We start from the raw sequence: 18,740 nt of genomic DNA, 5'->3' as shown, positions 1-18,740 counted from the left end.
TTTCACGTGGAACATGCGGCCCTTCCCGGATCATTGCCTCTATTTACCAATACAAAAGCGGCCAAACAACGTGTCTAAGACGTCCTCCGTAGAAGTACGCCCGATCAGTCGGTCGAAAGCGAGACGGGCAAGGCGGCAACTTTCGCCGAGCAACAAGGGATCACGATTTTCGTCGGCAAGATTCAAGGCCTCGACCGCTTGACGCAGCAATTGCCTCTGCCGGTTATTCAGCACTGACTGACCGGGTTTTGGCATCACTTTACCAGCTTCCGCAATCAGTGCTTGCTTCAACTCAGCCATCCCCTCCCCGGTCACGGCAGAAAGGCGCATATGCGCCGATTCCTTGCCTATCCTATCCTGCCGGTCACATTGAGCATCGATTTCCCAGGCGCCGTCCGGCCCTTCTCCTTCAGCACCAAGCCATAAGACCAGATCGGCCCGGGTAATCTCTTCACGCGCACGATTGATTCCGATCGTTTCAATCTCATCGCTCGCATCAATGCGCAGGCCAGCCATGTCGACAAAAGTGAACGGGATCCCTGAAAATGCGACAGAGCGCAAAAGAACATCGCGGGTCGTTCCGGCAATCGCCGCGATAATTGCTGCATCGCTTTCGATCAGTGCATTGAACAGAGTCGACTTGCCGGCATTAGGTGGACCGGCCAGAGCCACTCGAAATCCTTCACGCAGGGTTTCAGCATGAGGTAAAGTAAGCCATTCTTCCATTTCAGACCGAAGACTGGCCAGATCATTGTAAAAACTCTCAGGCAAAGACGAGACATCGTCTTCGTCATCGAAGTCGAGTACGGCCTCGACCTGCGCCGAAAAGAGCAAAATTCGATCCCGCCAGTGGCTTACTTTTTGCGAAAATTCGCCACCGGCCATAGTAATCGCAGACTGTCGCTGAATCTCGGTCTCGGCGGAAAGCAGGTCGGCCAACCCTTCCGCTTCGGAAAGGTCAATCCGACCATTGGCAAAACCGCGCCGGGTGAATTCGCCCGGCTCCGCTGCGCGTAAACCTTTTATATCTCCGAGCGCTTTTTGCACCGCAGCAATAACGGCACGTCCACCGTGAAGATGCAATTCCGCCAGATCTTCTCCGGTTACCGTCCCCGGCCCCGGAAACCACAGAACCAGAGTCTCGTCGAGCACCGTTCCATCAGGTGATACCAGTGGACCGAAGGCCGCTTTACGCGGAACCGGCAACCGTCCGAAAAGCTCCTTAAGCGCATCCCCTGCTCGCAATCCGCTAATCCGGACCACACCGATTCCGGCCGGTGGAGCACCGCTCGACAATGCAAAAATAGTATCCATAGTGAGGCTTTAGCTCCGAGAGCAAAGCCCGTCAGCTTCAATCCTTCTTTGCATCGTCATTCTTCGGGCGCTGTCCGGTCGCTCCGGACTTGTTCATTCCTTCATTGAACGCCGTGCTGTTCTCCATCAGATTCTGGAACAACTTCATCCCGAACTGCCCCATTGGCGCGAGCTGTTTAGCATATTCCTGCAACTGATCGGCATTGGAAACGCCTTTCATCGCCTTGGCGATATGTTCCAGATAGACTTCATTGGCCTTCTCGACATCGGGCAGACCCATGAAGCGGCGCGCCTCTTCTGGGGTGCAATCTATTTCGATATTCACTTTCATGGTTATCTCTCCTGCCACGGGCGGCACATCGGAACATGGCCCTTTAAGCGGCGTATGATTAAAAGGACCCTTGAACCGAAAACCTTTCCGGGAGATTCTTATATGAGCGCCAATATCAACATTTCCACCCTTGATGGATCGGCTGAATTTTCCGCCTATATCGCGCGACCGGACAGCACAGCTAAAGCCGCCATTATCGTTATTCAGGAAATTTTCGGCGTGAATGCAGGCATTCGCCGCAAATGCGATAAACTGGCAGAACAAGGTTATATTGCACTCGCACCGGATCTGTTCTGGCGCCTCGAACCCGGTATCGAGCTCGATCCCGACATCGAACAGGAATTGCAGCAAGCCTTCGATCTGATGGGAAAATTCGATCAGGATCAGGGCATTCGCGATATCGAGGCTTCGATCAAATATCTGCGCGACAAGGAAGGATGCAGCAAGGTTGGCGCCGTAGGTTACTGCCTCGGCGGACGCCTCGCTTATATGACGGCATCGCGCACCGATTGCGATGCCACAGTGGGTTATTACGGTGTCGGGATCGACGGGTTGCTGGGCGAAAAGGAATCCATCGCCAAACCTCTTCTGCTTCATATTCCGACGGAGGACGGATTCGTCGATAAGGAAACCCAGGCTAAAATGCATGAGGGCCTCGCCGATCATCCGCGCGTCACGCTCTACGATTATCAGGGGCTCGATCACGGCTTCGCTACCGAATTCGGCAAACGCCGGAGCGAGGAAGCCGCCCAGCTCGCCGATAAGCGAACCGCAGATTTTTTCGCCACTCACCTCGCCTGACACAGGCAGCGATGGACCATGCATAACCATGCTAACTGGCGCTCATCAGCCAACCTGTTTCGCCGTTTCATACCTCTTGCGGTTCTGGCAGTGCTGTCTCTGGCAGCACTGCTATATGCAGGCCACGCCCTGTGGTCGCTGATAATATTGCTGCCGCTTTTGGGCATCGCCCTGTGGGATAGCTTCCAACAGAAACACACGCTCAGACGAAACTATCCCCTGATCGCACGCTTCCGCTGGATGATGGAAGATTTACGGCCCTTTTTACGCAGCTATATCGTTGAAAGCGATCTGGAAGGACGCCCCTTCAATCATGATGAAAGAGCGCTAATCTATGCCCGTGCCAAGGGTGAACTGGATTCACATCCTTTTGGCACCGAGCTGGATGTTTATTCCGACGAATATGAATGGCTGAATCACTCCATCAAACCGAAAGAGGATCTGCCCAAGGAGTGGCGAGCAAAGGTCGGGTCGACCCAATGCACAAAGCCCTATAACGCCTCCCTGCTCAATATTTCTGCCATGAGCTTCGGAGCGCTGTCTGCCAATGCCATTATGGCGCTCAATAAAGGTGCAAAGATCGGTAACTTCTATCATGATACCGGCGAAGGCGGGCTTTCACGTTACCACAAATCCCATGGCGGCGATCTCGTCTGGGAGCTAGGAAGCGGCTATTTCGGCTGTCGCACCGATGATGGCCAGTTCTGTCCGGATCGTTTTCAGGAGACCGCACAAAACGATCAGGTACGCATGATCGAAATCAAGCTCAGCCAGGGTGCCAAACCGGGTCATGGCGGAATGCTGCCCGGCAGCAAGGTGACACAGGAAATCGCTGATGCCCGGCAAGTCCCCAAAGGAAAGGACTGTGTTTCACCGGCTGGCCATTCGGCCTTTGGGACACCGATAGAAATGGTCGAATGGGCCGCCCGTCTGCGCGATTTGTCCGGTGGTAAGCCAGTAGGTATCAAGCTCTGTGTCGGGCAACCCCATGAAGTTTTTGCTGTGATGAAAGCAATGCTCGAAACAGGCATTCGTCTGGACTTCATCACGGTCGACGGAGCGGAAGGCGGTACAGGGGCCGCTCCGGTAGAGCTCTCAAACCGTGTGGGCCTCCCCTTGCGCGAAGGTGTGATTATGGTGCGTAACGCTCTGATCGGTTGCGATCTCAAGGATGAGGTCAAAATCGCTGCCAGTGGCAAAGTCCATTCCGGAGCCGATATGGCGATGCAAATGGGTCTGGGTGCGGATTGGTGCAATGCCGCACGCGCTTTCATGTTCGCCTTGGGCTGCGTCCAGTCGATGCGCTGCCACACCGATACCTGCCCGACGGGCATTGCCACACAGGATATGACACGGCAGCGAGGACTGGTGGTGGAAGACAAAGCGTCTCGTGTGGCCCGCTATCAGAAAGAAACTCTGAGAGGTTTGCATCAGATCGTCGTTGCTATGGGTCTCGATACACCCTGGGAAATCAAACCCACTCATATCGGACAACGCTGGAACACTGTGCGCTCCGATTCCATCGACCAGTTCTATGAATTCCTGACGAGGGGAGCATTGCTGAAGGATGCGGACAGCACTCAGTATTCCCGGCATTGGAAAGCCGCTCAGGCAGCCAGTTTTCGACCCGTTATTCCATAATTTTTGTGCAGCATATAGTGCGGTAAACATCTGTTTTATAAAGATAATAAAAAGCCGCTATCTCCATATGAGTTAGCGGCTTTTTTCATCCCCGGTCTGAACCGGATTTACTGATTCATTGTGGTGAAGAAGTCTTCATTGGTCTTTGAATCCTTCATCTTATCAAGCAGGAATTCCATTGCATCCACTGTGCCCATCTGCATGAGAATACGGCGCAGCACCCACATTTTGGAGAGCTGATCCTTACCGACCAGAAGCTCTTCCTTACGCGTTCCGGACTTGCCGACATCGAGAGCCGGGAAGATACGCTTATCGGCCACCTTACGGTCGAGCACGATTTCGCTGTTACCGGTGCCCTTGAATTCTTCGAAGATCACCTCGTCCATACGGCTGCCTGTATCGATCAGTGCGGTAGCGATGATGGAGAGCGACCCACCCTCTTCGATATTACGCGCTGCACCGAAGAAACGCTTCGGGCGCTGAAGTGCATTGGCATCGACACCGCCGGTCAGCACCTTGCCCGAACTGGGCACAACGGTGTTATAGGCGCGGCCAAGGCGCGTAATGGAATCGAGCAGGATCACCACATCCTTTTTGTGTTCGACAAGACGCTTGGCCTTCTCGATCACCATTTCGGCGACCTGCACATGGCGCTGTGCCGGTTCGTCGAATGTAGAGGAAATGACTTCACCATTCACCGAACGTTGCATGTCGGTAACTTCTTCCGGGCGCTCATCAACGAGCAGCACGATCAGAAAAACTTCCGGATGATTATCGGTGATCGCCTTGGCGATATTCTGCAACAATACCGTTTTACCAGTGCGTGGCGGCGCAACGATAAGCGAACGCTGCCCCTTGCCCTGAGGTGAAATCAGATCGATCACCCGGGCAGACTTATCCTTCACAGTCGGATCGACCGTATCGAGATTCAGGCGGTTTTCAGGATAAAGTGGTGTGAGGTTATCGAAATTGGTCCGATGACGGACTGCTTCAGGTTCATCGAAATTGACCTTCAGAAGCTTCGTGAGAGCGAAATACCGCTCCCCATCCCGGGGGGCCCGGATTTCTCCTTCAACCGTGTCACCGGTCCTCAGACCCCATTTACGGACCTGATTGGGAGAGACATAGATATCGTCGGGACCAGCGAGATAATTCGCTTCAGGTGAGCGCAGAAAGCCGAAACCATCAGACAGGACTTCAATCGTTCCCACGCCGAGAATTTCCTCCCCGTCATCCGCCACTTCCTTGAGAATGGCGAACATGAGGTCCTGGCGGCGCATGGTCGAGGCGGCTTCAACGCCCATTTCTTCAGCCATGGACACCAGCTCAGCCGGCGCCCGTTTCTTAAGTTCTTTCAAATGCATTGTGGGTATCCACTAAAAGGAAGAGGTGCCGGCGGACCTATGGGCTTGGGGAAAGCAGGCCTGGTTGCCGTGAATGGCAACCATCAGCCGGATCAGTTCTTAAATAGGCATGTCTTGGATCGAGGTCAATTCACAAGAAGCCGTTTCAGTTTCCGATCGGGCCGAAAACACGCTGAACGGATCGCATGACAGGACTGCCAGAAAACCCGATTACCGGTTTTGAATTCAGAACGGCTTCACGATAACCAGAATCACAATAAGCGCAACGGTCACACCGGGAATCTCGTTCAGCATCCGCAATGTCTTACCCGACAGAGTCCGTTTTCCCTCAGCCAGCTTTTTCGAATAGGACACCATCCAGCCGTGATAGCCGGTGAGCAGGAGAACCAGAGCCAGCTTGGCATGCAGCCATCCCTCACTCCACGCATTGATGGAAGAAGCCAGGGCGATACCCAGAATCCAGACTACGATCAGCGACGGCGTCAGGATGATTTTACGCAGTTTGCTTTCCCGCTCGATCCAAAGATCATTCTCCGGCGAATCCGGCGCGCATTCCTGATGATAGATGAAATAGCGCGGAAGCATGAAGAGCCCCGCCATCCAGAAAATGACGAAAATGATGTGACCGGCTTTCAGCCAGAGATAAATCATGGAAAGCATGTCCTGCATGAAACGCGCCTTAGGCCTTTAATCGCTGTAAGTCATCCCTGCCAATCTCGGATCGTCGCAAGCAGGCGCTCGACATGAGCGATGGGGGTGTGACGGTCGATTCCATGGCCGAGATTGAAGATATGCGGGCGATCGGCGAAAGCTTCAAGAATGTAGGTGGCCCGTTTTTCCAGCTCCATATTGCCTGCCAGCAATAAAAGCGGGTCGAGATTGCCCTGAACCGGCAGATCGGAAGGCAATGCATGGGAAGCCCAGAGCGGGTCAACAGTCTCGTCTACTCCCACCGCATCGATTCCGGTTTCTTTCACATAAGAAACCAGTTTGGCGCCCGCACCTTTCGGAAATCCAATGACCGGAATATCGGGATGACGAATCTTGATTTGCGCAGTGATCGCGGCATTGGGACCAATAACCCAGCGTTCGAATTCGTCCGGTGCCAGTGTGCCGGACCAGCTGTCGAATAGCTGGATCGCTTCGGCACCGGCTGTAATTTGCCCACTCAGATAATCGACGGTCACTTCGATAATGGAATCGATGATAGCCTGAAAAGCAGCTGGATCGCGATAGGCCATACTGCGGGCTACATGCTGATCGCGACTGCCCTCGCCTGCAACCATATAAGTTGCGACCGTCCAGGGACTGCCGGCAAAGCCTAGTAAGGTTGTTTCGGGTCCGAGCTGGTCACGAACCAGCGAAACCGTCCTGTAAATCGGGGCAAGGCGTTCAGGCACCATTTCAAGCTCACTCAAGGCGTGATCAACCAGCGCTGGCGAGAGCTTGGGTCCCTCACCTGCCAGGAACGCCAGATTCTGGCCCATAGCGTGAGGTACGATCAGAATGTCCGAAAACAGAATAGCCCCGTCCATACCGAAACGCCGGACGGGTTGTATCGTTACTTCAGCCGCGGCCGAGCAGTCATAGACCAGTTCAAGAAAGCCCCCCTTATTGGCACGCAACTCACGATATTCGGGCAAATACCGGCCAGCTTGCCGCATGAGCCAGATCGGGCGTTGTCTGGATTTTTGTCCGTTTAAAGTGTCGAGAAGAAGGCCGGGCATCGGGTGGTCCAATCAAAATATAATGAGTCTTTAAAAAGGATTCTGGAGTCTGTTGGCCCTGTGGAAACTGGGGATCGTGGTGCCTTGCCCGATTTCTCCCTGAGTGAACAGGGGGAGTCCAGTCTGCGACTCTGCATTCGTACTGAGTCAAACGACTCTTATCCCCACTGTTCTCCCCCTGTCGAAAGATTGCCTCTTCTGTCCAGAAAGCGCCGGGCGAATCATTCAGGAGTGGGTATTGAATCTATCCCCGAACTTGTCCGCAGCTCTATGCCGTGGTTTATGACCGGGACTATCCACAAGCGGCACAAAGGGGCTCCATGAGCCGACTGCATCTTCATTTGCTCTCTGACTCGACCGGCGAAACGCTGGAAATGGTCGTAAAAGCAGCGCTGGCCCAGTTCGAAAATGCCGATGTCATTCGTCATTTCTGGCCCATGGTTCGCTCCAATCAGCATCTCGATCGTATTATTGAGGAACTGGCTGCCAATCCGGGGCTCGTTCTGTTCACTCTGGTCAATCCTGAAATTCGCCAGCGGCTTGAAGAACGATGCCGGGCGCTTGGCTTGCCGCATGTTGCCGCGCTCGATGCCGTGACTTCTTCACTGGAAGAACTGTTCGGGCAGGAAGCACGCGGCCGGCCAGGGCGGCAGCATGCGCTGGATGACGCCTATTTCCGACGGGTGGATGCAATCCAGTTCACTATCGCCCATGATGACGGAATTGCCTGGGAAGAGTGGGAAGAGGCCGATATTCTGCTTGCCGGCGTATCGCGGAGTTCGAAAACGCCCACTTCCATCTATCTCGCCAATCGTGGCTATAAGGTGGCCAATATTCCATTGGTGGTGGAAAGTCCGCCGCCGCGTTCGCTATTCCAGTTGCGGCATCCGCTTATCGTTGGCCTGACGACAGCGCCGCGCCGTTTGGTGCAGATTCGCCGGAACCGCTTGCTCTCTCTCAATGAAGGCACCGAAACGGCTTATGTCGATGAAGACCGGGTGGAAAAAGAGGTGGCTTTCGCTCGCCGTATGTTTGCCGATAATGGCTGGCCGGTGATTGATGTGACACGCCGCTCGATCGAGGAAACGGCAGCGGCGATTATCCGTCTCTATAATGAACGCGAAGCGCGCGATATTCCGCCGCGGATTGGACCCAAACCGATATGATTATTCTCGCTTCTCAGAGCGGATCGCGGAAGGCGATGCTGGAAGCGGCCGGTGTCTCCTTCGAGGCATGTCCTGCCCATCTCGATGAACGCGCGCTCGAAGAATCGCTTGAACAGGCCGAGCCGCCGCAAATTGCGCTGATGCTGGCAGAAGCCAAGGCGCTGGCTGTCTCTGCAAACAAACCGGAAGCGCTCGTTTTGGGCAGCGATTCACTGGTCAGCGTCAAAGGACGGCGGTTCGATAAACCTGCGAGCCGGGAGGAGGCAGAGGATCACCTGCGCTTCTTTTCGGGAAAGGTCATGGAATTGCACAGCGCTGCGGCTTTAGCGCGCGGCAATGATATCGTGTGGAGTCATCATGCACTTGCCCGCCTGCATTGTCGCGAATTGTCCGATGCATTTATATCGTCTTATCTCGATGCGGAATGGCCACAGGTTTCCTATTGCGTCGGGGTTTTTCGAATAGAGGCGCTGGGCGTTCAGTTGTTCGAGCGGATCGAAGGCGATCATTTCACTGTTCTGGGAATGCCCCTTTTGGCTGTCCTGAGTGCCCTGCGTGATTTTGGAGAACTGCTACAATGAACCGCCCGGCGGACAGGATTTATGCCGAAGTCATTGGCGACCCGATTGCTCAGTCTAAATCACCAGCGATTCATAATTACTGGATCGGCAAGCTTGGCCTTCAGGCTGATTATCGTGCGCATCATGTACCTAGTGATCAGCTGCAAGCTTATCTCGCTAAACGGCGGCAGGATTCGCAATGGCGCGGATGCAATGTGACAATGCCGCATAAGCAGGCGGTTATCCCTCTGCTCGACCAGCTTGATCCTCTGGCCCGCGACATTGGGGCTGTAAATACGATCGTTCGCAGAGAAGACGGATCTCTCATAGGTTACAATACCGATGCAGGTGGGTTTCTCGAACCTTTGAAGCCCTTCCTGGAAAGGCAGCATCTTTTCCGTATGGCGCGTGTCCTTGGCACAGGTGGCGCGGCGCGAGCCATTATTGCCGCTCTGGCGCGGGAAAATACCGTGCTGGTTGTGGCAGGACGCAATCCTGACAAGGCCCGTGCTTTACTCGATGAACTGGACCCGAAGGGCGCGCATCATGTCGTCTCTCTTGCCCATTTCGGCGATCGGACGGATTTCGCATTCGATGACCGGCAAGGCATTTTCGATCTGGTCGTCAATGCCAGCCCGCTCGGTATGGCAGGGCAGCCGCCTCTTGAATTTGATCTCAGCCATGCACCACCAGGCAGTATTTTCTACGATATCGTGACGCATCCGCTTGATACACCGTTGCTTAAAGCGGCGCGGAAAGCGGGTTTTCCGACAATCGACGGGTTGAATATGCTGATCGGGCAGGCTGCCGAGGCATTTGAACATTTCTTCGGGCAGCGTCCTTTGCGGGACGAGCACGATGCCGAATTGCGAACGATTCTGACAGCATGAGCCATCCTTTCATTCTTGGACTGACCGGATCCATTGGCATGGGCAAATCGACCGTTGCCGAGATGTTTCGTGAATTGGGGGTGCCGGTTTTCGATGCGGATGCACAGGTGCATAAACTGCAGGGGCCTGGCGGAGCCTGTGTCTCTGCGATCGAACGTGTTTTTCCCGGTACAACCGGAGCGGATGGTGTTGACCGGGCGGAACTGGGTCACCGTGTCTTTGGGAATTCTGCAGCTCTTGCCAGGCTGGAAGCGATCATCCACCCAGCAGTTCATGTGAAGCGTGAAGAATTTTTGTTTGAACATGCAGGTCAGCCACTGGTCGTGTTCGATGTACCGCTTCTGTTCGAAAAAGGCGGCGATAAAAATGTCGATGCCGTTGCGGTCGTTTCTGCAGATGCCGGGATACAACGTCGCCGTGTGCTCGCCCGGCAAGGCATGACTCCGGAACGGTTTGCCGAAATTCTTTCCATGCAGATGCCTGATGAGGAGAAACGCGAAAAGGCTGACTATCTGATCGATACCGGATGCAGTTTGACCCAGACTAAAGAGATTGTTGCCAATCTCGTGCAATCTCTGACCGGATAATCGAGACAGGCCCCCTTGCCAGTCTCATCGGGTGAGACGATACTGCCAGCATGCGAGAGATTGTTTTCGATACAGAAACGACCGGGCTCGATCCGAAAAGCGGCGATCGGCTGGTGGAAATGGGATGTGTAGAACTCGTCAACCGGGTTCCGACCGGGAATAGTTACCACGCTTATTACAACCCGGAACGATCGATGCCCGCAGAAGCAGAGCAAGTGCATGGATTGTCTGAGGCTTTTTTGTCCGACAAGCCGCTTTTTCGCGATACGGTGCAGGATCTGCTCGATTTTATCGGTGACTCTCCGCTGATTGCCCATAACGCCCAGTTTGATTTCGGCTTTCTCAATGCCGAACTGACTATGTGTTCATTGCCGATCGTGCCGCTTGACCGGATGGTCGACACGTTGAGTATTGCCCGCCGCCGTCATCCCGGCGCTAAACATACACTCGATGCCCTGTGTAGTCGTTACGGTGTGGATCGCAGCCACCGTGTGAAACATGGCGCATTGCTCGATGCCGAATTGCTGGCACAAGTCTATGTGGAGCTTACGGGCGGAAGACAGATCGGACTTGAGCTTGCAGCGGTCGAGCCGGTGCGCGACGTTGTAACGACCGCTGCTGACCGTCCGCTCCACCGTGAATTTCGTACACCCCGCCCGCATTCGGCCAGTGAGGAGGAACTGGCCCGGCACAAAGCCTTCGTGGAAACGTTGGATTCACCGCTCTGGACGAGCTGATCGGGAGATCGGCTTTCCGGGGGAGGACACATAATCAGAACAGGAGTTAGATTCGATGGATATTCGCGTCTCGGGCCATCAGATGGAAACCGGTGCTGCTCTGCAGGAGCATGTTTCCGACCGTCTCAATGCCATTATCGAGAAGTATTTTAGCCGAGCGCTCTCATCCACCGTCACTTTCGGCAAGGCGCCGGCTTCTGCCTTTTCATGCGACATCGTGATGCATGTCCTCAACGGACTCATCCTTAAGAGTCGCGGTCAGGCACAGGATGTGTATCTGGCTTTCGATCAGGCAGCCGACAAGATCGAAAAACAACTCCGACGTTACAAGCGTCGCCTCAAAGCGCGACACGAACAAACAAACCATGCTGCTGAACTTGAAGAAGCGGCTTATACGGTTTTCGCGGTTGAAGAACCCGAAGCGGAGGATGTGGCTGATGCGCCGCCCGTTGTAGCTGAAACAAGGATCGATATCCCTGAAGTCAGTGTCTCCGATGCAGTCATGTTGCTGGACCTTCGGGATACAAGCGCGCTGTTTTTCAAAAATGCTGGCAGTGGACGACATAATATGGTCTATCGCCGCGAAGATGGAATGATCGGCTGGGTTGAACCTGCCAGATAACGGCTTTTTCTTACCGTTATCTCATTTATCCGATGATTTCAGCAGTATCACCGGTGGAGACTTCCGCCGGTGATACTAGATTTTTCGGAAAAATGTATACAATGATAGACTGTGTAAAATGACTGCGCTTTTTTCTCTCAAACCCAATGCTGTGGAATGTCTGCGTGCCGATAGCAAGCAGGCCATTCTGGAAGCCTTGGCAGACCGGTTTGCCGCGAGCTACGGCCTGAACGCTGTCGATGTGCTGGAGCGCCTTGAAGAGCGTGAAAATCTGGGCAGCACTGGCTTTGGGCGCAATGTCGCGATTCCGCATGCCAGAATTGAAGGATTGCAGCGTCCAACCGTTGCCATGCTGCGCCTTGAGGAACCTGTCGATTTTGGATCGTCCGACGGTTTGCCGGTGGATATTGTGTTCGGCCTGCTGTCGCCGGAAAATTCAGGTGTCAGCCATCTCCATGCGCTGGCCGCTATTTCCCGAATGGTACGCGATGAAAAGATGCATGAAGCCTTGTGCGAAGCACCCAATGCTGAAGCGATTTATGCGCTGTTGACCAATGTGATAGACCGTGACGCAGCGTGAAGATCGGGAAGCACCATCGGGGGCGGGATTGCATTACCGGGCGCTTGAATCGCTTTATGCATCAGCACAGATAAACCGGCTTTTCGATTCAAGGCTGGACATTACCGGAGAAGGTCAGGCGCGAATTACATTCACCATTGAGCCGTCTTTCTACCACGCAGCCGGGGCGGCGCATGGAACAGTCTATTTCAAGATGCTTGACGATGCGGCCTTTTATGCAGCCAATACGCTCGTTACCGATCGTTTCCTGTTAACCACCGGGTTCAATCTTCACTTTACCAAACCTGTAACTGAAGGAATTGTTACGGCGGAAGGCCGCTGGATTAGCGGACACCGGCGGGTCTTCGTCGCGGAATCGCGTCTGGTGGATCGAAAAGGGGCTGAAATCGGTCGTGGAACCGGCACCTTCATGCGTTCACGCATCCCATTGTCCGGCCTGCCGGGCTACACTTTCGAACGGGCCTGATTATGGATAGCCGTCTTCCGACTCACATCGAAATCAGCGGATTGATTCGGGCTGTTGAAGAGGCTGGAGGCTTTGGAACGGTCCTGCATAAGGGCGAACGAGATGCCGGTACAATGCTGGTTATCTGTTGCGAAAAGGGCACAAATGCTTGTCTGTATGACCGTATGCCTACTCTTGAAGGGGGCCGGGAATGGACGATGATAAAGTCCCAAGATACTGAAAAACCGTTAGAATTTATGGAATACTGGCAAAAGCGTGTTCACCAGGACCCGGATGTTTGGGTGGTGGAGCTGGACATCGCAAATGCCGCTCGCTTCCTCAGTAATCAAACTTAGAGGGTGTTGACTTACCATTTAGCATCCTTAGATGGCGCGCAACTTCCGAAACAGCGCTGGTAGCCACGGGACTCGGCATTGATGCCGAGATGGTTGCGCGCAGACGGGGGGCGACCGGCGGGGCTCTGCGCCGGACTGTGCGAATGGTTTAGTAAAACCGACAGTCCGCCATCTTCGTGTCAGGCTCGTCCACTGCCTTGAGCACAGGATGAATGAGTCGTTTCAACTATCGTAACACCGGCCTAATTGCTGCTATTCTTATTGTAATTACGGTTTTTGGTGTCCAGGGTTCCGGCGCTTTTGCGCAAAATGCGGTTCAGGCTACCGATCCGTCCGGTGCAGCAGCAGCGCTGGGTCGGGACGATGGAGCAGATAAAGCTTCAGGTGTCCGCTTTGTGGCGGAAGAAGTGGTGCAACCGCTTCCTGCAGATAAGCAGGTTGAGTCTCCAGATGGAAAGCTTCCCCTGCCCTCACCTTCTCCTTCGGTTTCCGACGCGTCCAGTCTCCGCCAGCTGGTTGGCGCTATGCCGGTACAGCCGGCATTGTCGCGGGAAATGTACTGTCTTGCCGGGGCAGTCTATTTCGAAGCGCGTGGTGAGCCGCTGGACGGTCAGCTTGCTGTAGCGCAGGTGATCGTTAATCGCGCGGAATCCGATATGTTTCCTGACGATTATTGCGGTGTCGTCACGCAGCGCAAACAGTTTTCTTTTGTACGTGGCGGACATATCCCGTCGGTCAATCGGTCCTCTCCGGCATGGAAGCGGGCCAAAGCGATCGCCAAAATTGCTCATCAGGCCTTGTGGGAAAGCAAAGCGGATGATGCGCTGTTCTTCCACGCCAAATATGTGCGCCCCGGCTGGGCACGCCGCAAAGTGGCGCGCGCAACGATTGACAGCCACATTTTTTACCGTTGAAACAGTCCGGCCTTTGCGGTGTCCTTCTTCCTGAAGAACGGGCACCCGAAGGGTCAGTTGCGCAATTCAACCCAGACGGGAGCATGGTCGCTGGCTTTTTCCCGGCCACGATACTCCTTGTCGACCCCGGCAGCTTCCAGCCTGTCCGCACATTCCGGTGACAAGAGCAGGTGGTCGATGCGGAAGCCGTGATCACGTTGCCATGCGCCGGCCTGATAGTCCCAGAACGTCCAGACACCGCCACGCGGATTGAGAGTATCGATAGCGTCTGTCCAGCCATCATTGAGCAGGCGCCTGTAGGCATCACGCGATTCAGGTTGCATCAAAGCGTCCTTCTCCATTGCTTTGACCGACCAGACATCTTTATCCTCGGGAATGACATTGAAATCCCCGACCACCACGACAGGCTGTTCGCTCTCGAGCAATTCTTTCATGCGGTGCCGTAAACGCTCCATCCAGGCCAGCTTGTAGTCGAATTTGGGGCCTGGTTGTGGATTTCCGTTGGGAAGATAGAGATTTACAATATGGAGGCCGTTCACATCGGCTTCGATAAAACGTGCCTGAACATCTTCGGGATCGCCCGGCAGCCCTCTTGTGACATTCTCGGGAGCCTGACCGTCAACCAGCAAAGCCACCCCGTTGAACCCTTTTTGCCCATGTGTGGCCACATGATAGCCGACTTTCTCGAAATCAGCGGCCGGAAAGCTATCATTCTGGCTTTTGATTTCCTGCAGACAGGCAATGGCGGGGCGCCGCTCCTCCAGCCATTCGAGAAGACGTGGAAGACGTGCTTTGACACCGTTAATATTGAAAGAAGCGATACGCATGGCTGCGCAACCTACGCATCAGGTGCGAAAGGGAAACCGTTTTCTGCGTTAAGAGGGAAAGACTGTCAGATACCGAAGCTGGAACCGCACCCGCAACCGGCGGCAGCATTGGGATTTTCGACGCGAAAGGCCGCACCGCCCAGCGATTCGACAAAATCGACTGTCGATCCGGTTACCAGATCGAGGCTGACAGGATCGACCACCAGTTTGACTCCCGCCGTCTCGCTGACCAGATCGTCACTCTCTGTTTTCTCGGCCAGATCGAATTTATACTGAAAGCCCGAACAGCCGCCCCCTTCTACGGAAAGGCGCAGGATAGCGGGTTTCCCCTGTTTTTCGGCAATCCAGCCGACGCGCTTGGCGGCGGCTTCGGTTAGTGTGAGCATGTCAGCCATGCTCTCCATGTAGGATGGCTGAGGGGCTGGCTCAAGCGGTCTGAATATATTCGCGCAATTGTTCAGCTTCTGCTTCCACCAGACCAAGCCGGTATTTCACCAGATCGCCGATCGATACAAAGGCAATAAGTTCCCCCTGTTCCAGAACCGGAAGATGGCGGATGCGCCTTTTTGTCATAAGCGAAAGCGCTTCAATTGCCTCGGTTTGCGGGGTTACCGTAATGGCCGGTGCAGTCATCACTTCGCGCAGAGGCGTATCGAGCGAGGCCAGCTCGTCGCGGGCTATTGAATAAAGCAGATCACGTTCGGAAAAAATTCCTGTCACCGACCCCGTTTCATCGAAAATCGGCAAAGCGCCGATCCGCTTATTGGCAAGTTTGCCTGCCGCTTCGCGCACTGTATCCGTCTCAAGACAGAAAACGATATTCTGATGATGGCCTTCTATCACCTTCCCAATGGTCATTATTCTCTCCCTTTACCCGGACGATCATGTCTTTTTTGTCCGGACGTCAATCATGCCATGAAAAGAGAGTCGGACCAAATCATGATCGACGATGCCTTGCGTAGCGGTACGAAGGAGCGCAAAATACTGTGATGATTCCTAAATCGCCCCTCGAAAATCCACTCAATTCGGCGCATGCTTGGGCGCGCTATAAGCGGCTTATGCGGTTTATGGCGATCTTTACTCTGGTTTTTGTGTTGATTGCTCTAAGCGGTCTTTACTGGCGTTTTGGTGCGATTTCGATTCATTTCTACATTGCTACCGCGCTTGGCATAACGGTTGCTATGTTGCTGATGGCGGCGCTTATGGGGCTGGTTTTTCTATCCAATGGCACTGGTCACGATGATTCTGTTTCAGACCTGACCGAGGACCGGTGATCGGTATCATTCTGCCGGATGAAGGCGATATTTTTCGACAATCCGGCCACCGATCAGATGCTGCTGAATGATTTCCTCCAGCACGCTTTCGGTGCAATGGTGATACCAGACATTGTCTGGCCAGATCACCGCGATCGGTCCAGCCGCACAGATTTGCAGGCAATCGGCCTTGGTTCGCTGAACACCGCAGCTCTGCTCCGTTCTCGGGCCTGACAGTCCCAACTGTTTGAGCCGTTTCTTGAGATATTTCCAGGAGCGCTCTCCGCACTCCCGCGAACAGCATTTCTGCTTTTCGGAGAGCGCGCAGAGGAAAATATGGCGTTCGATCGACGCACCGCCGATCTTGGCCAGTGCCCTTTCGGCTTTGGCCAGATCGGACCGGCTCACGGCTTCAGCCATTTATCGAGCCATGAAAAGACGGTCTTATGCCATTGTAAAGAGTTTTCCGGCTTAAGAACCCAGTGATTCTCATCGGGGAAGACCAGCAATTTTGCGGGAACGTCATTCTCACGCAGAGCTGTAAACGCGGCCAGAGCCTGTCCATGCGGCACCCGAAAATCCTTCAGACCGGTGACAACCAGCATCGGGGTTTTCCAGTTCTTGACATAGTTGACCGGATTCCATTTCTCATAAAGCGTCGGATTTTCAGTGTAGGAACCGCCGAAATCCCAGCGTGGAAACCAGCTTTCCTCAGTAACATAGTAGAAGCTGCGCATATCGAAGAGGCCATCATGCTGAACGATGCACTTGAACCGGTCGGGCCAGTTCCCTTCGATCCAGTTCATCATAAAGCCGCCATAGGAAGCCCCCATAGCGCAGGCCCGGTTTCCGTCGATCTGCGGATCGTCTTTCAGAGCTGCAGCCAGGCCAAGCTGAAGATCTTTTAGCGGCTTGCCGCCCCAATCCTGATTGATTGCATCGGTAAAGGCCTGTCCGTATCCGGTGGAACCATGAAAATCGACGGAGATCACTGCATAGCCCTGGCTGGCGAGAACTGCCGGATTCCAGCGGCTTGACCAGCTATCGTTGAAAGAGCCTTGCGGACCGCCGTGAACATAAAGAATGGCAGGCAGCTTCCCAGACGCATTGGCCGGCTTGGTGATCTGGCCATGGACTGTATCGCCACCGGCACCGCTAAAGGCGAAACGTCTGGTTTGCACCGGCGCAAGAGCAGCCATAGTGCTATGCGCGATATCGGTGATACGCATCGCCTTATCTTGCCCATGGGTAATGTAGAGTTCGGCTGGGTCGGCGATGGAATCGCGCGTGAATATGAGGCTGTTGCGGGCAAGTGGAATTACATTGCCGATATGGGCTTCATCACCTTCGACAAGATCGAGCTTTTCCACTTTCCCGCTATCGCGATTAACACGGAAAGCGGGAACGTCCAGCGTATCGGCGGCTGTTGCTATGATGGCCTGTGAATCGGGTGTCCAGCTGATCGACGAAAAACTGCGATCGAAATCTCCGGTAAGTGCGCGACTATCGCCAGTTTGGAGATTGCGGAGATAAATGACCAGACGATCCGATTCATAAGCGGGCCGCTTCATGGCCAGCCATGCTAACCATTTGCCATCCGGCGATGGAGTGGGCTGCGTGTCTGTGGCGCGGTTATATCCTGTCTGATTGACCGGCTCACCTGTCGCCAGATAGGTCTGATAAATATCGAGATTGGTGGAGGTAGGTTCAGAAATGTCGGAATGGCGCGCAGTGAAAAAGACGCTGGCCGAATCTGCGCTCCAGTTCAGTTCTTCACCGCCGCCGAAAGGTTTGCTGGGTGTGTCGCCGACAAAAGCGCTTTCTCCATTCGGACCATCGATAGCGACCGGGTCGGACACTCCTTTTGATGTCAGGGTATAGGCAAAGGCCCGGCTATATTCACCCGGCGTTTCCCACTGATCCCAATGGCGTACGAAACCATCGGTAGAATCATATATCCGTCCAGAGCCGCGTTCAGCTCTGCTACGATCGCCTTCTATTGTACAATCCAGCGAAGGACATTCACGGGCAACATCGCCCCAGACGAGCAGTTTCCGGCTATCCGGGGAAATCTTGTAGCCTGCTATATCACGGGCGAAATGCGTGATCTGCCGGGCGTGAGGGAGACGACCGGCCCGGCCCTTCCACGATTCGGGAATGGCGAGATGCCAGAGCTGATTAGCATTTTCGCCTTCCGATCCTTTGCCTGCGGCAGTGAAATATAATGTGCCGTCAGAGGCAAAGGAGGGGGAGGAGGCAGAGCCGTCGAAACGAAGCGCTATGCTGGTTCCCGGCCCTTCCGTGCTGTGTTGCAGGAGAATCTTTGTGGTGCGTTTATATGTTTTCGGATCGGTTGTCGTGACCGTGTAGGCAACCCATGTCCCGTCGGGAGATGCGGCCGGTGACCCGAGCCGCGGCATGGTGACGAGATCCTGCGCGGAAAATTGCGGCCGGGTTTCGGTTGGTGCGGTGGTCTGAGCGAAAACAGGCGTAGCAGCGAAAGCCAGTGACAGGGTGGCGAGCCCCAAAATTCTGCCGGAAAGAGAAACTGTCATAGCTGGACACTAATGCAAATCCGGCGCCGGAGGGAACCGTTTTACATCTTAAATAGGAAAAACTGCTTTC

General features: G+C 54.3%; 23 protein-coding genes. 13 read left to right on the top strand and 10 right to left on the bottom strand.

From position 1 onward, the window contains the following. Positions 1 to 39: 39 nt before the first annotated feature. Both mnmE and D6851_RS13620 read right to left on the bottom strand, forming a co-directional pair. Positions 40 to 1,314, bottom strand: a complete 1,275-nt coding sequence (gene mnmE, locus D6851_RS13625; protein ID WP_120325451.1) for a tRNA uridine-5-carboxymethylaminomethyl(34) synthesis GTPase MnmE — start codon at positions 1,312 to 1,314, stop codon at positions 40 to 42. 37 nt (positions 1,315 to 1,351) lie between these two features. Further along, complete coding sequence (locus D6851_RS13620; RefSeq protein WP_120325450.1) at positions 1,352 to 1,645, bottom strand: DUF6489 family protein; 294 nt, start codon at positions 1,643 to 1,645, stop codon at positions 1,352 to 1,354. A gap of 102 nt (positions 1,646 to 1,747) precedes the next feature. On the opposite strand from D6851_RS13620, the gene D6851_RS13615 reads away from it, so the two are divergent. Then, on the top strand, positions 1,748 to 2,446 hold the full coding sequence (locus D6851_RS13615; protein ID WP_120325515.1) for a dienelactone hydrolase family protein: 699 nt from the start codon (positions 1,748 to 1,750) through the stop codon (positions 2,444 to 2,446). 18 nt (positions 2,447 to 2,464) lie between these two features. Next, a complete protein-coding gene (locus D6851_RS13610) occupies positions 2,465 to 4,087 on the top strand; it encodes an FMN-binding glutamate synthase family protein (protein ID WP_120325449.1) in 1,623 nt (540 codons plus the stop codon). A gap of 107 nt (positions 4,088 to 4,194) precedes the next feature. Here the strand turns inward: D6851_RS13610 and rho are convergent, their stop codons facing one another. The 3 genes from rho to hemE all read right to left on the bottom strand — a co-directional run bounded on the left by rho (position 4,195) and on the right by hemE (position 7,178). Next, a complete protein-coding gene (gene rho / locus D6851_RS13605; RefSeq protein WP_120325448.1) occupies positions 4,195 to 5,451 on the bottom strand; it encodes a transcription termination factor Rho in 1,257 nt (418 codons plus the stop codon). Between the two features lie 225 nt (positions 5,452 to 5,676). Beyond that, positions 5,677 to 6,120, bottom strand: coding sequence for a CopD family protein (locus D6851_RS13600; RefSeq protein WP_120325447.1), 444 nt, complete (start codon positions 6,118 to 6,120; stop codon positions 5,677 to 5,679). Between the two features lie 32 nt (positions 6,121 to 6,152). Next, a complete protein-coding gene (gene hemE / locus D6851_RS13595; protein ID WP_120325446.1) occupies positions 6,153 to 7,178 on the bottom strand; it encodes a uroporphyrinogen decarboxylase in 1,026 nt (341 codons plus the stop codon). A 320-nt stretch (positions 7,179 to 7,498) separates the two neighbouring features. Here hemE and D6851_RS13590 point away from each other — a divergent pair, with 320 nt between their 5' ends. The 10 genes from D6851_RS13590 to D6851_RS13545 all read left to right on the top strand — a co-directional run bounded on the left by D6851_RS13590 (position 7,499) and on the right by D6851_RS13545 (position 14,035). Then, positions 7,499 to 8,344, top strand: coding sequence for a pyruvate, water dikinase regulatory protein (locus D6851_RS13590; protein ID WP_120325445.1), 846 nt, complete (start codon positions 7,499 to 7,501; stop codon positions 8,342 to 8,344). Beyond that, a complete protein-coding gene (locus D6851_RS13585) occupies positions 8,341 to 8,925 on the top strand; it encodes a Maf family protein (protein ID WP_120325444.1) in 585 nt (194 codons plus the stop codon). The genes D6851_RS13590 and D6851_RS13585 overlap by 4 nt, the downstream gene beginning before the upstream one ends. Continuing rightward, positions 8,922 to 9,794, top strand: a complete 873-nt coding sequence (aroE, locus tag D6851_RS13580) for a shikimate dehydrogenase (RefSeq protein WP_120325443.1) — start codon at positions 8,922 to 8,924, stop codon at positions 9,792 to 9,794. The genes D6851_RS13585 and aroE overlap by 4 nt, the downstream gene beginning before the upstream one ends. After that, on the top strand, positions 9,791 to 10,381 hold the full coding sequence (coaE, locus tag D6851_RS13575) for a dephospho-CoA kinase (RefSeq protein WP_120325442.1): 591 nt from the start codon (positions 9,791 to 9,793) through the stop codon (positions 10,379 to 10,381). The genes aroE and coaE overlap by 4 nt, the downstream gene beginning before the upstream one ends. Positions 10,382 to 10,431: 50 nt before the next feature. Further along, entirely contained in the window at positions 10,432 to 11,118 is a 687-nt protein-coding gene (gene dnaQ, locus D6851_RS13570; RefSeq protein WP_120325441.1) for a DNA polymerase III subunit epsilon, read from the top strand. 55 nt (positions 11,119 to 11,173) lie between these two features. Next, positions 11,174 to 11,740 (top strand): ribosome hibernation-promoting factor, HPF/YfiA family, encoded by a 567-nt coding sequence (gene hpf / locus D6851_RS13565; RefSeq protein WP_120325440.1) that lies wholly within the window; start codon positions 11,174 to 11,176, stop codon positions 11,738 to 11,740. A gap of 118 nt (positions 11,741 to 11,858) precedes the next feature. Next, a complete protein-coding gene (locus tag D6851_RS13560; RefSeq protein ID WP_120325439.1) occupies positions 11,859 to 12,320 on the top strand; it encodes a PTS sugar transporter subunit IIA in 462 nt (153 codons plus the stop codon). Continuing rightward, positions 12,307 to 12,786 (top strand): PaaI family thioesterase, encoded by a 480-nt coding sequence (locus tag D6851_RS13555; RefSeq protein ID WP_120325438.1) that lies wholly within the window; start codon positions 12,307 to 12,309, stop codon positions 12,784 to 12,786. Before D6851_RS13560 ends, D6851_RS13555 begins: the two co-directional genes overlap by 14 nt. Positions 12,787 to 12,788: 2 nt before the next feature. Further along, on the top strand, positions 12,789 to 13,121 hold the full coding sequence (locus D6851_RS13550) for a DUF1491 family protein (protein ID WP_120325437.1): 333 nt from the start codon (positions 12,789 to 12,791) through the stop codon (positions 13,119 to 13,121). Between the two features lie 212 nt (positions 13,122 to 13,333). Further along, on the top strand, positions 13,334 to 14,035 hold the full coding sequence (locus tag D6851_RS13545) for a cell wall hydrolase (RefSeq protein ID WP_120325436.1): 702 nt from the start codon (positions 13,334 to 13,336) through the stop codon (positions 14,033 to 14,035). Positions 14,036 to 14,088: 53 nt separating this feature from the next. Here the strand turns inward: D6851_RS13545 and xth are convergent, their stop codons facing one another. The 3 genes from xth to D6851_RS13530 form a co-directional block, all read right to left on the bottom strand. Further along, positions 14,089 to 14,862, bottom strand: coding sequence for an exodeoxyribonuclease III (gene xth, locus D6851_RS13540; protein WP_120325435.1), 774 nt, complete (start codon positions 14,860 to 14,862; stop codon positions 14,089 to 14,091). Positions 14,863 to 14,927: 65 nt separating this feature from the next. Further along, positions 14,928 to 15,257 (bottom strand): iron-sulfur cluster insertion protein ErpA, encoded by a 330-nt coding sequence (erpA, locus tag D6851_RS13535; RefSeq protein ID WP_120325434.1) that lies wholly within the window; start codon positions 15,255 to 15,257, stop codon positions 14,928 to 14,930. Between the two features lie 31 nt (positions 15,258 to 15,288). Then, positions 15,289 to 15,720, bottom strand: a complete 432-nt coding sequence (locus D6851_RS13530; RefSeq protein ID WP_120325433.1) for a CBS domain-containing protein — start codon at positions 15,718 to 15,720, stop codon at positions 15,289 to 15,291. A gap of 131 nt (positions 15,721 to 15,851) precedes the next feature. Here D6851_RS13530 and D6851_RS13525 point away from each other — a divergent pair, with 131 nt between their 5' ends. After that, the gene (locus tag D6851_RS13525) at positions 15,852 to 16,136 is read left to right on the top strand and encodes a hypothetical protein (protein ID WP_120325432.1); all 285 of its coding nucleotides are present in this window, start codon (positions 15,852 to 15,854) and stop codon (positions 16,134 to 16,136) included. Positions 16,137 to 16,142: 6 nt separating this feature from the next. On the opposite strand, the gene D6851_RS13520 is transcribed toward D6851_RS13525, so the two are convergent. Both D6851_RS13520 and D6851_RS13515 read right to left on the bottom strand, forming a co-directional pair. Beyond that, positions 16,143 to 16,535, bottom strand: a complete 393-nt coding sequence (locus D6851_RS13520) for a (2Fe-2S) ferredoxin domain-containing protein (protein WP_120325514.1) — start codon at positions 16,533 to 16,535, stop codon at positions 16,143 to 16,145. Continuing rightward, positions 16,520 to 18,670 (bottom strand): S9 family peptidase, encoded by a 2,151-nt coding sequence (locus D6851_RS13515; protein WP_120325431.1) that lies wholly within the window; start codon positions 18,668 to 18,670, stop codon positions 16,520 to 16,522. Before D6851_RS13515 ends, D6851_RS13520 begins: the two co-directional genes overlap by 16 nt. Between the last annotated feature and the right edge of the window lie 70 nt (positions 18,671 to 18,740).

Origin of the sequence: Altericroceibacterium spongiae (genome assembly GCF_003610805.1) — a bacterium.
In the GTDB taxonomy this organism is placed as follows: Bacteria; Pseudomonadota; Alphaproteobacteria; order Sphingomonadales; family Sphingomonadaceae; genus Altericroceibacterium; species Altericroceibacterium spongiae.
The sequence above is the reverse complement of the archived record's forward strand: the minus strand, read 5'-3'. Positions and strand labels throughout refer to the sequence as shown.